The sequence below is a fragment of the Nocardia alni genome, from assembly GCF_019038435.1.
Lineage (GTDB): Bacteria > Actinomycetota > Actinomycetes > Mycobacteriales > Mycobacteriaceae > Nocardia > Nocardia alni.
Genome location: NZ_JAGPOX010000105.1, coordinates 19,288 through 35,044 on the forward strand (window position 1 = coordinate 19,288; position 15,757 = coordinate 35,044).

The window sequence follows — 15,757 nt, forward strand, 5'->3', positions numbered from 1 at the left end:
AACCATCCCTCACTCCGATCTCTCGTCCGCGGACGAGAACCACAACGCCAAGACGATCGCTAAGGCGCTCCGGGACGGTCCAGACGGAGCGTGACCAGGCCGTCAAGACCGGCGGTCAGCAAATTACCGTTCGCGTACAGACAGTTGACCGGTGCACCGAGGTGCACTGTCTCCGGGAAGCCCTCGGGGGTCAGTCCGGTCGCCGGTTCCCAGATCCGGACGTTTGCACCGGACGCAGAGACGAGCAAGGGCGTGCCGTCGGACAGACTCACCGTGGCCAGGGATTGGACCTCGTCCGTGCGAGCGTCGGGAACCGCGTCGTGGGGTTGTCCGGACTCGACATCCCACACCTCGACCAGGCCATGATCTCCTGCCGCGGCGAGCAGGACCCGCTCATCCGGCAGCAAGACGGACGTGAGGGCCCGAATTTTCGTGGTTCGGCTGTGGAAACTCCCACCGACCCGCTTGCCCGTCATCGGGTCCCACATCCTCACCTTCCGATCGAAACCCGCGGAGGCCAGCAGGTCGCGGCCGTCCGGCATGCGCACCGCCGTCAGCGCCGACACTCCGAGCACGACACCGTCGAACGACCTGCTGTCGCCCGCGATCGGATCCCAGACCCAGATTCGGCTGCCGCCGCCGGACACGATCCGCGCAACACCGTCGCCTGCATGGACGACCGCCAGCGCCAGCGCCCCGGTGCTTTTCTCGATGCTCGAAATGCGGTAGGGCACACCGAGAACCGCATCCCAGAGCATGATCCTCCCGCCCCCGCCGACAGTCGCGAGCAGCGTGTCGCCATCGGGCAAGGTGGCCGAAACCATGGCCTGCACATCGGTCGAATGCGCGACGAACGGCGCGCCGACGGCTGTACCGGACGCCGGGTCCCATAGCCGAACCGTGCCATCGTCGCCGCCTGCCGCCACGAGCCTGCGACCGTCGCGCACCGGTACCTCGCACAGTGTGCGTACGGTCGGCATCGCATCGGGATCACCGCTGTTCACCGAACGCACTGCGAACGGATCCCACAGCCGGACGGTCTCATCGTCACCCGCCGAGGCCAGCAAGGTGCGGCCATCCGGCATCGGAACCGCGGCCAGCGCGCGGATCATGCCGGTATGCCCGGTCAACGGCGCGCCGTGCTGCTCGCCGGTCAGGGGATCCCCGAGATGAATGCTCGTGCCGGCCGCAGCGGCCAGCAGCGCCCGATCCGATCCGGGAACCGCCGCCAGGGCGCGCACCCAGCCAGTCTGTCCGGTCAGGAGCGTGCCGACCGGATGTTCCACGACGGGATCCCACAGCCGAATCCCCGCGCCGGCTCCGCCGGAGGCCAGCAGAACGCGGCCGTTGGACAACCGAAGCGTCGCCAGCGCCTGGATGTGGCGATCATGCGCATCGATGTGCAGGGCGCCCCACGATATCGGATCCCACAGCCTGATGGTGCGGCCGTCGTACACCGCGGCGATACGAGCGGTGCCGTCCGCGGACGGCACCGCCACCAGCGCACGGACCGGCGTACCGCTACGCGGGCTGGACTCGCCGACCGGGCCCTGCGCGATCGGATCCCACAGGCGTATCGTTCCGTCCTGCGTGCCGAGTGCGATCACGACGCCACCGTCCGGCATGCGCACGGACGTGACCGCAAGAACGCTCACATCCACCGTGCGCGACTCCCCGACACGAGTGCCCCGGTCCGGATTCCATACCCGGATCGCACGGTCCGCGGCAACCGCGACGAGCAGCGTTCCGCCGTCCGGGGCAGGGATCGTCGCCAGCGCTCGGATGTCTCGTTGCTGAGCGGTGGTGAGTGGGGTGCGGTGCGGCTGTCCCGTGACCGGATCCCACAGGCGGATCATGCCGTCGGCACCGCCCGAAGCAAGCAGACGGCCGCCGTCCGGGAGTGTCACGACGGCAAGTGCGCGCACGCCGTTGATATGGCCGTCGAGGATTCGGTGCGCGGTGTGCGGGCGTAATATCGCTGCTTGCAGGGTAATCGAGGCATGGTTCGCCGAGCCTGCGAGAAAAGACGCTGTGCCGTTGGGGGTCGGTGGGTATGTGCCGATTTGGTGTGCCGTCGCCACTTCGATCTCGAGCACACGCTCTCGTGGCGCCAGCTTGCCCAGCCGTTTGGCGATGCCGACTATGCCGCCGATGACGGGCGGCAGTGCGAAACGCCCGAGTGCGCTGTGAAAGGCATCGTTGGTCAGGCGCACCGGGTCGAGCGCCGGAAGGATGCGCGAATGCTCGGCCAGCAACCGCCATCCGGGTTCCCCTGCAGCGGCGACGTGTGCGGTGAGCAGCTGTGTCAGATAGGGATTCATCGGGCGCCCGCCGAAAGTACCGGCGGCCGTGTCGGACTCGGCGATACCAACGAGCGCCCGCGCTATCAGCACATGTACCTCGGGACGCCCAGTGGCGGCCTCGCCGAGAAAATACTCCGCGAACGTGCGGTGGGCCAGGCGATAGACAGTCTGTCCGTACTCACGGTCCGCCAGCACATATGGCGCCGCGGCGACCAACAGGCGGTCGACATCCTCAGCCGTCACCGATGCTTGCGGGAACGCCGCCCGGGATACGGTGGCCCACAGCTCATCCACGACCGGAAGGCCACGGCCGCGCGCATACGCCAGGCCGAGCAGCAGCATCCGGCACACCGGGCTCCCTGCGGACAGCCGTTCGACCGCCGCGCCGAACATCCCGCGATGATCCCTGTCCAGCAGTGCGCCCCAGGCGGTTTCGAGCCGTCGACTCGAATCGGCGAGCACCTCGTGCACTGCCAGGTGTGCGAACAGGAAATGCCGGTCACGCCGGTGCAATTCGTCGGCGAAACCGTCGATGTCCATCGACTCGTCGATCCTGCCCATGCGCCGTGCGGTGTCCAGCCGACGTCGCACATATCGCCGGACCGATTCGGCGTCCCGACCGATTCGCACGACGGTATCGGCGGTGAGGGCGTGCAGGATGTTCTCGTCGAGTGCGGGGCTATCGGGCTGTTCGCGGGTGCTCACACGGGTGCCGACGACGACCCGGACGAGCGCCTGCTCCGCCAGCGGCGCCAGGACTTCGCGGGCGACGGTGATCGGATCCACGGCCTCGTCCAAAGCGTCCACGAGCACTGTGATCGGCGCCCGGCGATCGAAATTACTTGTCAGCCAGCGCATCGCCGTCTCGAAATTGCGGGACGGCCTCTGCTCGAGGCCTATTCCCTCGGCCAGCCGGGCGATGACATCCGCGGTAGTAGCGCCGGTCAGGTGCAGAATCAGATCGAACGCGCCATCGGGCGGCTGTTCGGCGGCGGGCAGGTCGACCAGCAGCCCCGCTCTCCGCAACGCGGTGCGCAATGTCGGATTCGCCTGTACGACGAGGTGGCCCAGCAGCGCCGATTTACCGCTGCCCGCGGGGCCGGTCACCACCAGCATCCCGGACTTGCTGGTCTGCAACCATGCGACGATCCGTTCGGCTTCGGTATGACGGCCCTCGAAGTACCACGATTGCTCGCCGAGCATCGTCTCCTTGAACGGCAGCTCCCCGCCATGCGCCCTGGGCAGGAAGTGACGGAGCTCGTCGGAGGTCAGCGTGTCCAGCGCGCCGGCGAGCTCGTCCCGGACGTCGAGCGGGATATTCACCAGCACAGCGTGACGTCGGTGCAGCACGACATCGAGCAGGTGCTTCTGCTCGACCTCCGCGCCCATGGTCTCCAGGTGATAGGCCAACTCGCGCAGCGGGATCTGATAATCCGCGGCGCACGTGGTGTGCAGGATGTAGCGCAGGCTTTCGCTGACCCGGCCCAGGGTCGTCGCGCCCTCACCGGACATCCCGCCGACCAGCAGCACAGCGTTGTCGAGGCCCCGATCCACGATCTCGGTCTTGAGCAGCCGGATGAATCGGGCCGAGCGGCACGCGTCGATGATCACGATGACCCAGGAGTCGTGGTATTCGGAGCGGCGAGCGGCGATCGCGTCCGCCAGGCGTTCGGGTGTCACCCCGCTGGCCTTCACCGCGAGGGGGCTGTTGCGATGGGCCAGGGTCGCTCGTTCGTCGTCGGACCAGCCGTGGCCCACCCAGTACAGGATCGTCTGGGGTGGTGCGGATTTCGACCACTCCGTCAGGCGCGCGTCGACCGCGTCCCCGTCGCGCCCCGGCATCGCGACATCCCATTCGACTGTGCGGCAGTCGAATCCGGACAGAACGGATTCGATCGCCTCGACCTCTCGCTCGACCTCGATATCGTCGAATCGCGCGTACTGCCCGATCGCGACCGGGAACAACTCCGGGCCACTGGACACTCAGGGCACCCCCTCCTGAAGCCACACTCCAGTCGCGAACCTGCACGTGTGACCAGATTAGTACCGCAACGCTCGCGTCATCGCCGGGTGGGCGGGCGATTCGCGGGTGCGTGCGTGATGATGGCGAGATGGTGACAGAGTGGGAGTTCCCCGAAGCCGGGCCGATGCCGGAGCATTCCGTCGCGCGGGCGACATCGGCACGGGTATCGGGCATTTCGAATCCGATCACCGATGACGCGGTGGTGGTGATACCCGGGATCATGGGTACGGAGCTGGTCGATACCGCCACAGGCAAGCTCATCTGGGGCCTGCATCCCGGATTGCTGGCGCGGATGTGGTCGGCGCCCGTCGGCGGCCTGGCGCCGCTGGCGTTCGACCCGGAACGCAACAGCGTGAAACCCGCTCGGTTGCTGCGCGTTCCGGCGTTCGCGCCGTTTCTCGCGGGTATCGAGCCCTATACGAAATTGGTGCGCCGACTTCGCGAAACCGTCCGGGATCCCGCGGCCGTCCTCGAATTCGGTTATGACTGGCGGCTTCCGGTACGTCACAATGCCGTTCTGCTCGCCGAGGCGATCGACGCGCATCTGGCCCGATGGCGCGCGGCGTCCGACCGGCCGCGGGCCCGGATTCATTTGGTGGCGCATTCGATGGGCGGACTGCTGTGCCACTCGCTCGCCGCCATCCCGGGGGCGATGGAGAACGTCGCGAACGTCGTCACCCTGGGCACCCCCTTCGAGGGCGCCCCGAAGGTGGTGTTGACGATCGCCAGCGGGTCCGGCGCTCCTGTACCGGCGCGCGGATTGCGGGCGGTGGCCGCGACGATGCCGGGACTGTACGACCTGTTGCCCACCTATCGCTGCGTCGACGATGGTGACGTCGTACGTCGACTCACCGCCGCCGACATCGGAAATATCGGCGGTAGAACGGATCTCGCCCGGGACGCGTTCGAGCACAAGGACACGCTCGCCGCGGTCGCCATCGCGTCGCATCGGCCACTGATCGGCGTCGCCCAGCCGACCGTATGCAGCCTGTCCATCGACGCCGGCCAGGCCGAGCCGCTGTACCACACCTTCGAGGTCGACGCCGACGGCGCGCTGTCGACCCGGCCCGACAGCACACTTCTCCGCCTTCCGGGCCGTGGCGACGGTACCGTCCCGCGAAATTCGGCTGTGCCACACCATCATCGAGAAACCGTCCCACTCCCCCAGCAGCACGGCCCCCTGGCCCAGACCGACGAAGCCATCGCTTTCGTGCTCGACCGGCTGCTGCACCGCGACACGGGCCCTCGCCTCGGTGAGGCCGACCTGGGAATGCACTCGCCCGACCTCGTGCGGCCCGGACAGGAGTTCACGATCGACATCCTCGGGATCGACAGCCCTGTCGACGCCCGCGTCACCATCACCGACGTCGCGGACAACGAGCCGATCTCCCGTCCCCGCCTCGAATTCCGGGAGGGCCGTATCGTCGCACCGGTCACCGTGCACGCCCCGGGGCTCTACCGCGCCACCGTCGCGGGTAGCGGAACCTCTCCCGTCACACAGCTATTCCTCGCGCCCGATCGAGTCGACGCCTGATTTCGCGGCGGGGTGATCGCAGTCATCAACCCAGGTCCGTCAGGTTGCCGCTGTGTGTCACCGCACGGCCGGTGAACGCATCCATTCGCCCGCTACACGGCTTCGTCGATCATCCGCCCGCTGGCGCCACTCAGCGCCGTCGACCGGGGGCGTCCCTCGGTCTGTCGCTGCCCACACTCGGCCCGAACGACGCTCGCCGCCTCGCGAAGCTCACAGCGGAGCTGGTGACTACACGGCTCTGACCGGCGCGGCGCTCATTCGTCGGTGGGCACCCCCAGCCAGCGGCCTATGCAGGCCAGGAGATCGTCGGCGTCTACTGGTTTGGTGATGTAGTCGCTGGCACCGGAGGCGAGGCTCTTGTCGCGGTCGTCGGCCATGGCCTTGGCGGTGACCATGATGATGGGGAGGCGGTCGAAGCGGGGCATCTTGCGGATGGCGGCGGTGGTGGCGTAGCCGTCCATTTCGGGCATCATCACGTCCATCAGGATGACGTCGACGTCCGGGTCGGCCTGGAGAGCCTCGATTCCCTTGCGGCCGTTGGGTGCGTGGTCCACGGCCATACCGTTGAGTTCGAGCATTCCGGCCAGGGCCAGGACGTTGCGGGTGTCGTCGTCGACCAGCAGGACCTTGCGGCCTTGCAGGCCGGAATACTGTTTCGGGCGGCCGGGCTTGTCCAGTTCGGTGGAATGTGGATGCGTCAGTTGCAGGATGAATCGTTCGCGGACCTCGTCGGCCGTGGCGAACAGCTCGATCTGATGGTTGCGCACGGTCGCGTCGGTCGCCCGGAACCGGTCGGGCTCCGGCGTACCGACCGGATAGCCCAGGACCACAGCGCTTTTCGACGGCATCGCCGACCGCAGACCGTCGAGGTATTCGGGTGTGCACACCTCCGGCAGGCTGATATCGACAAGAACGCACTGACACCCGGCCGCCACCGCGAGCGCCTGCTCGGAATTACCGACGGATTCGAGGCGCACCGGCCCGGTGGTGTCGGCGAGCTGGGCGACCACCGTCGCCACCAGGCGGGTCAACTGCCGTTCGACCGGATCCTCGATAACCAGAACCTTGCGGACGGGCGACTCCGGCTGCGTTTTGAAGGCCGCGACGATCTCGGGCTGCGGGGCCAGCGGCAGATGCAGCGTGAACGTGCTGCCCACCCCGATCTGACTCTCGGCGCTGATCTCCCCGCCCAGCAGATTCGCCACCTGCCTGCTGATCGACAAGCCCAGGCCGGTGCCGCCGTAGCGGCGGCTGGTGGTGCCGTCGGCCTGCTGGAACGCGGCGAAGATGGTCTCCAGATTCTGCTCGGCGATGCCGATCCCGGTGTCGCTCACCACGAATGCGATGCGATCGTCCTCCCGCCGGACGGCCAGGCTCACCGTGCCCGCCTCGGTGAACTTCACCGCATTGGACAGCAGGTTGCGCAGGACCTGTCGCAGCCGCTGTTCGTCGGTCTCCAACTGGGCGGGCGCGTCGGGGGCGACAACGATGTCGAACTGCAAACCCTTCTGCGTGGTCAGCGGGCGGAAGGTGGTCTGCACGTAGTCGAGCAGTTGGCGGGTCGGCACCGGTTCGGTGCGGATGTCCATCTTTCCGGCCTCGACCTTGGACAGATCCAGGATGTCGTCGATGAGCTGCTGCAGATCCTTGCCCGCCGACTGGATCACCTTGGCGAATTCGACCTGCTTATCGGTCAGGTTGCCCGAGGCGTTCTGCCCCAGCACACCGGCCAGGATGAGCAGGCTGGTCAGCGGCGTGCGCAGCTCGTGCGACATATTCGCCAGGAATTCGGACTTGTACTTCGAGGCCAGCGCGATCTGCTGCGCGCGTTCCTCGATTTCCTGCCGGGCCTGCTCGATCTCGAAATTCTTCATTTCGATATCGCGGTTCTGCCGTTCGAGCAGCGCGGCCTTTTCCTCGAGATCGGCGTTGGACTGCTGCAACTGCCCGGCCAGGCGCTGGGACTCCCCGAGCAGGGTGTCGGTGCGGGCATTGGCCATGATCGTGTTGACGTTCACGCCGATGGTCTCCATCAGCTGTTCCAGGAAGTCGCGCTGTACGACGGTGAACCGGGTGAACGAGGCCACTTCCATCACGCCGAGCACCTGATCCTCGAACACGATCGGCAGCACGATCACGCTGGCCGGACGCCCGGACCCCAGGCCCGAGGAGATCTGGATGTAGTCCGGTGGCGTCCGATCGATCACGATCGGCTTCCTCGACTGTGCGACCTGGCCGACCAGCGACTGCCCAAGATAGAAGACGGTGCCGTCCTCGTTGCGCCCGTACCCGGCGATCAGGCGCAGAGCCGGGCGGTCGTCGTCGGTTTCCATGAAGAAGAACGTGCCGTACTGGGCGCCGACCAGCGGGGTGACCTGATTCATGATCAGCTGGGCGACCGCGCTGAGATCGCGGTGACCCTGCAGACGGCCGGAGATCCGGGCGAGATTGGTGTTGAGCCAGGCCTGCTCCTCGTTGGCGCGGGTGGTCTCGCGCAGCGACTGCACCATCGCGTTGATGTTGTTCTTCAGCTCGGCCACCTCGCCCTTGGCCTCGACCGAGATCGAACGGGTCAGATCACCCGTGGCCACCGCGCCCGTTACCTCGGCGATCGCGCGAACCTGCCTGGTCAGGTTGCCCGCGAGTTCGTTCACGTTCTCTGTCAGACGTTTCCACGTGCCGGACACGCCCTCGACCTCGGCCTGACCGCCCAGCTGGCCTTCCTTGCCGACCTCCCGCGCCACGCGGGTGACCTCGGCGGCGAAGGAGGACAGCGTGTCGACCATGGTGTTGATGGTGGTCTTGAGCTCGAGGATCTCACCGCGGGCGTCGACGTCGATCTTCTGGGACAGATCACCGCGCGCCACCGCGGTGGTGACCTGCGCGATGGACCGCACCTGGTTGGTGAGGTTGCCGGCCATCGAGTTCACGTTGTCGGTCAGGCCCTTCCAGGTGCCCGAGACGTTCGGCACGCGGGCCTGCCCGCCCAGCATGCCCTCGGTGCCGACCTCGCGCGCCACACGGGTGACCTCGTCGGCGAACGCGGACAGCGTGTCGACCATCGTATTGATCGTGTGCGCCAGCGCGGCGACCTCACCCTTCGCCTCGACGGTGATCTTCTGCGACAGATCCCCCTTCGCGACGGCGGTCGCGACCTGGGCGATGGACCGCACCTGATCGGTCAGATTGTCGGCCATCACGTTGACCGACTCCGTCAGACCCTTCCAGGTACCCGACACACCCTTCACATCCGCCTGACCGCCCAGGCGGCCCTGGGTACCGACATCGCGGGCGACGCGGGTCACCTCGTCGGCGAACGAGGACAACGTATCGACCATCGTATTGATGGTCTCCTTGAGCTCCAGGATCTCACCGCGGGCGTCGACCCGGATCTTCTGCGACAGATCGCCCCGGGCCACGGCGGTGGTGACCTCGGCGATGGACCGCACCTGGGCGGTCAGATTGTCGGCCATCACGTTGACCGACTCCGTCAGACCCTTCCAGGTACCCGATACACCCTTCACATCGGCCTGGCCGCCCAGCCTGCCATCCGTGCCGACCTCGCGCGCCACACGCGTGACCTCGTCGGCGAACGACGACAGCGTGTCGACCATCGTATTGATCGTGTTCTTCAGCTCGAGAATCTCACCCCGGGCATCGACGGTGATCTTCTGCGACAGATCACCTTTCGCCACCGCTGTGGCGACCTCGGCGATCGAGCGAACCTGGTCGGTCAGGTTTCCGGCCATGAAATTCACCGACTCGGTCAGGCCCTTCCATGTGCCCGAGACGCCGACCACCTGGGCTTGGCCGCCCAGCCGGCCCTCGGTGCCGACCTCGCGCGCCACACGCGTGACCTCGTCGGCGAACGACGACAGCGTGTCGACCATCGTATTGATGGTGCTCTTCAGTTCGAGGATCTCACCCCGGGCATCGACGGTGATCTTCTGCGACAGATCACCTTTCGCCACCGCTGTCGTGACCTCGGCGATCGAACGGACCTGCGCGGTCAGGTTTCCGGCCATGATGTTCACCGATTCGGTGAGGTCGCGCCACGTGCCCGACACCCCCGGAACCGCCGCCTGACCGCCCAGACGGCCCTCACTGCCGACCTCGCGCGCCACGCGCGTCACCTCGTCGGCGAACGAGGACAGCTGGTCGACCATCGTGTTGATGGTGTTCTTCAGCTCCAGCAGCTCACCCTTGACGTCGACGGTGATCTTCTGGGACAGGTCGCCTTTCGCCACGGCGGTGGCGACACCGGCGATATCGCGCACCTGCCAGGTGAGGTTGTCGGCCATGGCGTTGACCGAGTCGGTCAGATCCTTCCAGCTGCCCGAGACCCCGGGCACGGCCGCCTGACCGCCCAGCTTGCCCTCGGTGCCGACCTCCCGGGCGACGCGGGTGACCTCGGTGGTGAACAGCGCCAACTGGTCGACCATGCCGTTGAACACCACGGAGATCTCGTCGAGGACCGGATCGCCGACCTCACGCAGGTACCGGCGGAAGTCGCCGTCACGCACTGCCTTCAGCCCCTCCAGCAGCGGTTGCAGGCGCTCGTCGCTGTTACTGACGCGATCTACTGTCGCGGTGCCACTGGCCATTGGAATACCCGCTTTCTCGCGCATACCGTCTGCGGCCGGTCGGTATCGTCACATGGTCGGATCGAAATAGTCCTCGCCCGCTGCGACCTGCCGAATAATGTCGACCAGGTCGTCGAACAGGCCCGTCTTGAGGACCAGCCCAGCGCCACCTGCCTCGATCACCTGATCGCGCATGGACCGATCCGCATCCCCGGTGAAGACCAGGATTCTGACCTTCGGGGACACCTGGAGCAATCGTTCGATGGCATCGATGCCGTTACCGTCGGGCAGCCGACGGTCCAGCAGGATGAGATCGGGCCTCACACGCTCGGCAGCGCCGAGCGTCTCGGCGATGGATCCACTCGTCGCGACGACCTCGATGTCATCGACCAATTCGAATGCAGAAGTCAGGGCCACCACCACCATCGGGTGGTCCTCTGCCAGTAAGAGCCTGGTGCGGCCGTCCGCGATGTCAGCCGACATGAGCGCCAGTCTATTCCGCTGCCACGCGATTGCCCGAACCTTCGATCAATCAACGAGCAAGCCGACTACACATGCTTCCACACTCCGTTCGGCAGTACCGACCGGTCGGCAATATTCGGGCGACACCGCCGACCGGTCGCTAGCGCCTCATCGCGGTGCGGGAGTGAAAACGACGAATCGGTTGCCATCGGCGTCGAGTAGATGGGCGGAGACCAAACCGTTCGGTGTGGTGGCCGCAGGGCGCAGGATCTTGCCGCCCAGCTCCAGCGCGCGGGTGCACGTCTGCGCCACATCGGCGACCTGGACGCAGAACGACGCGTAGCCGACATCGTCGCCGTCGAGCCGGGCGACGCCGCCGCTGGGGATCTGCTGCTGCGAATAGGTGGCCAGGTCGTATCCCTCGCCGCTGCCCGGATCTGCCCGGAACGTCCAGCCGAACAGGGTGCCGTAGAAGCGCTGGGCCGCAGCGGGATCCGAGCTGCCCACCTGGAACCAGGCAACCGTGTCGTGTGCGGGAATCATGCTGAACTCCTCGAGTGTCCGCGTGGTCCGGATGACCTCGCCCCATGAGTTTCGGCCGCCCTCGCGACAACCCTGTGTCGGTGTTTCCACCGGACTTTCAGGAGATTCCACTCACAGACGGACCGGCTGGATCAGCCGCTCGGGCGGCAGATCCGCGATCTCCCCCAGGGTCCGGGACACGACGACAGGTTCGGCCAGTTCGGCGGCGGCGATCCGGTCCAGCCGGAATACCCGGTTACCCTCGCGTAGCCGGCACCAGCCGACCAGGTACCACCCCTCGATACCGCACATGAGCAGCAGCGGCTCCACCCTGCGATCCGTCACGATGCCGAACCGGTCGATATAGGACATCTCGATGACCCGTCCACGCACCACGGCCTGCTGAATCAGTGCCGCGTGCTCGGCCGGCGGCAGTTGATCGGCCGGTTCCACGAGCCGCACCCGCTCGGCCAGATCCCGCGCCGCGCCGGCCGATTCGTCCGACATGGCCGACATGATCTTGCCCAGCGCACCCGCACCGGCGGCGTCGAACGGCGTTCCGCGCATGCGCCGCAGCGCTATTCCGACCGCCACCGCCTCGGCGGGGGTGAAGTTCAACGGCGGCAGCGTCATTCGCCGATCGATCGCGTATCCGCCGGTACGCCCGGCATCGGCGTGGATCGGCACGCCGGACTGTTGCAACGCCGCGATATCCCGTTCGATGGTCCGCACGCTGACCTCGTGCCGCGCCGCCAGCTCGCGGGCGGTCCGGCGGCGCGGCGCCACCGCCCGCAGGTCCTCGACGAGCGCATACAGCCGATCCGTTCGATTCATGGCCACCCCTTCTCACCCGCTTCCGCGCCGGACGGCTGGCAGCGTAACGACCCGCACCGACAGATCCGGCACACGAACCCGCGGACCCGCGTGCGGACCTCCCGCCGTCCCGGATCAGCCGACGGGCATGCGCAGCCCCGCCGCAACGGCACAGTTATGCTCGAAATATGTGTTCTCCCAGCGCCACGCTGACCCTGTGGGCCGGTGCCTGGCTGACCGGTCGCAGCGCCCCCGACGACGTGCTGGACGCGCTGCGCGCGTGGGCGCCGCGTCAGCTCGTCGCGGCGGGTGACCCGGTCACCGGGGGGCACACCGGACTGCCCTGGCCGGGCGGCGAATCGCTGGACTCCGGGGGCGCGGGAATCATGCTGCTGCTCAAACTGATTCGCGAGACCAGCGCCGCGGGCCGAAACGGACCGGACCGCGCCGACGCGCGCACCGCCGATGCCTCCCGGCTGCGGCTGGTGCTGCCGGTGCCCGGTGATGTGCGCGGATTGCCGGCCGGTACCGAATTCTCGGCGACCGCGATGGAGGCGGAGGAGGGCATCCTGGTGGGCACGCCCGGCGTCGACGGTGTGGGCCTGGTACCGCAATGGGTGACCCAGGACACATTGCAGTGGACCGTGTACCACATCCCGATACCGTCCGTCTCCGACGCGGATATGCCACTGGGCGAGGCCGAGTACGCGATGCGTCAGGCGGTGCGCGACGCGGCGGACGCGCTGATGCGCCTGCACACCACCGGAGTGAACTCCGGCAACGGCGACCCGCGCGAGCAGATCGAGGACGAACTCGCCGAATACTCCCGCCACGAATATCCGGACTCGATACCCCTGCGCGCCCGGCGCATCCTGGACACGGCGGACCACGTGGCGGCGATCCTCACGGTGGCGCAACACGAACCTGCCTCCTCGCCCACCTCGGCCAGCGCCATGGCCGAGCACGAGACGCTGCTGCGTCCGCTCTGGGACGCCATCAGGGCCGCGCGCCTCGCCGCGGTGCACGCCATCGGCTGAGCACGCTAACAATCCCCGCGGAGCCGTGGTGCACGGCGCATGCCGTAAACGCATCCGGCCGATTCGCCGCGACGGAAATAACTGCGGCAGTGCCGACACCGGCGACCCACGGCACGAGGCACGCATCGAACGACGCGCTCAGTGCTTCATGACAACCCGCTCGGGATCGCCCGGCTTCCAGATGGCGATCTCCAGATGATCGCCGGTCACCTCCACGGACGACGCGCCGGTGATCTCGGCTGCGAAAAAGGGATCGAAGTGCTCCCCGCGCAGATCGAATCCCGTGTCCTCGTACAGTGATTCGGCCCAGCGCCGTTGCAGCTCGGCATCGTGAACGTCGCGCACGACGCCGAACAGTTTGGCGTCACCCTCGCTCACCTGCGCGTCTGCCGTGGCGGTGTGCAGGCAGAATCGTGGATCACGTTGCAGATCCAGGAATTTCGTCGTCCCCTGCATACCCACCAGCCACAACTCACCCTCGAACACGCGCGGTTCGAGGGGGCTGATCCGCGGGTAGCCGTCCGATCGGGTGGTCGCGAGCATGCACAAACTGTTCGCCGCGGCGTGACGGCGCAGGAAGATGGCCGAGATGCGCGGGGCCGCCTCGGCGAATTCGGTCCAGGTGGTCATGCCGGAACCGTACGCCCGGCCACCGACAGATTTCGCCGCTGCCGGGCGTGTCCGCGCGCACAGCCCGCTCGCGGTCGGTCGATCCGCCCGTTGAGCAGTACTCGCGGGAGTCGAATCACTGTCGAATACGCGGAGCCGACACGCTTCAACGGGTGCGGACTCCAGCGCGCGGGAGCGAGCGACGAGGCGGTCTGATTGAATGACCGAGTTCGTGTCTCATGGGCGATTCGAGGTGGAAGCTGTGCGACCTGTCGGTAGAGCCGTGCGTGGCGTCGCGAATCTCGCGGCGGTCCTGGCGCTCACGACACTCGGGCTCGGAGCGGGCGCCACGGCTCCCGCCTCGGCGGTTGTCGGCGGACACGATATCTCGGCGTCGATCTATCCGTGGCTCGCAGCGATCGGTTCGCCCGCCTTTCCTGTGCGGCCCAGCGGGCAGTTCTGCGGGGGTGTGCTCATCGCCCCCGACAGGGTGCTCACCGCCGCGCACTGCGCGGCCTTCGCCGGGCCGGTCCCGGCCGCGCTGGCGGTCACCTTCGGCCGCACCGACCTGACACACACCGACGGACTCACCGTGGGCGTCAAGCAGATCCGCATCGACCCGCTGTTCCGCCTCGGCGTCTTCGACAGCGACGTGAGCCTGCACCACGATGTCGCGGTCTTGGTCCTGGACACCCCCGTCCGGCTGCCCACCGTCGAAATCGGCGCGCCGCACGGCGATTCGGGCACGGTGGTCGGCTGGGGCGCGACCTCCGAGGCCGACGATTCGAACGCCCGCCTGCGTCAGGCGCAGGTCCCGCTGGTTCCCGACGCCACCTGCGCCGCCGCCTACGGTGCTCAATTCGATCCGTCCGAGGCGTTCTGCGCGGGCTCACCCACCGCTGATACCGGTGATTTCGACAGCGGCGGACCGCTTCTGGTGCACGGCAAGGTCGTCGGAATCACCTCGTGGGCCAAGGGCGCGGCGGAACCCGGGTTCCCGGGCGTGTACGCACGCATCCCGGCGCTGAACTTCTGAGATCAGGTCCCCTGAGACTAGAGCGCGAGTTTCACCGCGAACGCGACGCCGCAGGTCGCGGCCGCCACACGCAACGCATTGTCCGGAAGTCGCCGCGCCAGAATCGGTCCCACCCATCCGCCGAGCAGGAATCCCAGTCCGAGTGGCAGCACGAAGGCCCAGTGCACCGGGCCGAACACAGCGAATTGCAGTGTCGCGGCGCCGTTCGCGCACATGGCCACGACGTTCTTCGCGGCGTTCGCGCGCCGCGACGTCCACCCGGGAAACATCGCCGCCAGAGTCGCCATGATCAGAATGCCGCCCGCCGCACCGAAATACCCGCTGTAGACGAATGCTCCGAACAGGAGCACCAGCAGCAGGCGACGTCGCCTCGATTCCGCGCCGGCGCCATTCCCAATGGTACCGACACCGTTCGGCGTGCCCGATACCGACTCCACCCCCTCGAGAATGTCACCCGAGACAATCCCCTGTGCGGCAAGGTCGTTCGCATACCATCGCCTGGCCAGCCGCGGCTGCAACAGCAGAAACAGCGACGCACCACCGATTAGAAACGGCACCACCATCTGAAAGGTCGAGGCAGGCGCGAGCAGTAGCAGAGTAGCCCCAACCGACCCTCCGACCAGGGCGAGCACACTCAGCCGCAGCACGATCCGCCCGATACCCGCCAACTCCCCCCGAGATCCGGCCGTCGCACCGACCCCGGTGAACACCAACGCCACCGTGTTGGTCACATTCGCCCCGACCGGCGACAGCCCCAGCGCCAACAGCGCCGGAAACGACACCAACGACGCGAGACTGACCAGCACACTCACCACCCTGTCTCTTATACACNTCT

General features: G+C 67.3%; 10 protein-coding genes. 3 read left to right on the top strand and 7 right to left on the bottom strand.

Annotated elements, in window-relative coordinates:
* Window positions 1-59: 59 nt before the first annotated feature.
* Complete coding sequence (locus JZ791_RS46630; RefSeq protein ID WP_216899268.1) at window positions 60-4,286, bottom strand: P-loop domain-containing protein; 4,227 nt, start codon at window positions 4,284-4,286, stop codon at window positions 60-62.
* A 128-nt stretch (window positions 4,287-4,414) separates the two neighbouring features.
* On the opposite strand from JZ791_RS46630, the gene JZ791_RS31195 reads away from it, so the two are divergent.
* Window positions 4,415-5,860, top strand: coding sequence for an esterase/lipase family protein (locus tag JZ791_RS31195; RefSeq protein WP_216899270.1), 1,446 nt, complete (start codon window positions 4,415-4,417; stop codon window positions 5,858-5,860).
* Between the two features lie 254 nt (window positions 5,861-6,114).
* On the opposite strand, the gene JZ791_RS31200 is transcribed toward JZ791_RS31195, so the two are convergent.
* From JZ791_RS31200 to JZ791_RS31215, 4 genes are all read right to left on the bottom strand, one after another.
* Complete coding sequence (locus tag JZ791_RS31200; protein WP_216899272.1) at window positions 6,115-10,464, bottom strand: HAMP domain-containing protein; 4,350 nt, start codon at window positions 10,462-10,464, stop codon at window positions 6,115-6,117.
* A gap of 48 nt (window positions 10,465-10,512) precedes the next feature.
* Window positions 10,513-10,926: a response regulator gene (locus JZ791_RS31205; RefSeq protein ID WP_216899274.1), complete on the bottom strand. Its 414-nt coding sequence runs from the start codon at window positions 10,924-10,926 to the stop codon at window positions 10,513-10,515.
* A gap of 147 nt (window positions 10,927-11,073) precedes the next feature.
* Entirely contained in the window at window positions 11,074-11,448 is a 375-nt protein-coding gene (locus JZ791_RS31210; RefSeq protein WP_216899276.1) for a VOC family protein, read from the bottom strand.
* A 111-nt stretch (window positions 11,449-11,559) separates the two neighbouring features.
* Window positions 11,560-12,261, bottom strand: a complete 702-nt coding sequence (locus JZ791_RS31215; RefSeq protein ID WP_216899278.1) for a helix-turn-helix transcriptional regulator — start codon at window positions 12,259-12,261, stop codon at window positions 11,560-11,562.
* A gap of 167 nt (window positions 12,262-12,428) precedes the next feature.
* On the opposite strand from JZ791_RS31215, the gene JZ791_RS31220 reads away from it, so the two are divergent.
* Window positions 12,429-13,277, top strand: coding sequence for an Rv1486c family protein (locus JZ791_RS31220; RefSeq protein ID WP_216899279.1), 849 nt, complete (start codon window positions 12,429-12,431; stop codon window positions 13,275-13,277).
* Window positions 13,278-13,415: 138 nt separating this feature from the next.
* Here the strand turns inward: JZ791_RS31220 and JZ791_RS31225 are convergent, their stop codons facing one another.
* Window positions 13,416-13,907 carry a pyridoxamine 5'-phosphate oxidase family protein gene (locus JZ791_RS31225; protein WP_216899281.1) on the bottom strand — a complete coding sequence of 164 codons (492 nt, stop codon included), beginning with the start codon at window positions 13,905-13,907 and terminating at the stop codon, window positions 13,416-13,418.
* A 241-nt stretch (window positions 13,908-14,148) separates the two neighbouring features.
* Here JZ791_RS31225 and JZ791_RS31230 point away from each other — a divergent pair, with 241 nt between their 5' ends.
* Entirely contained in the window at window positions 14,149-14,922 is a 774-nt protein-coding gene (locus JZ791_RS31230) for a S1 family peptidase (protein ID WP_308163180.1), read from the top strand.
* 17 nt (window positions 14,923-14,939) lie between these two features.
* Here JZ791_RS31230 and JZ791_RS31235 read toward each other — a convergent pair whose 3' ends face one another.
* Window positions 14,940-15,737, bottom strand: coding sequence for a sulfite exporter TauE/SafE family protein (locus JZ791_RS31235; protein WP_438804574.1), 798 nt, complete (start codon window positions 15,735-15,737; stop codon window positions 14,940-14,942).
* Between the last annotated feature and the right edge of the window lie 20 nt (window positions 15,738-15,757).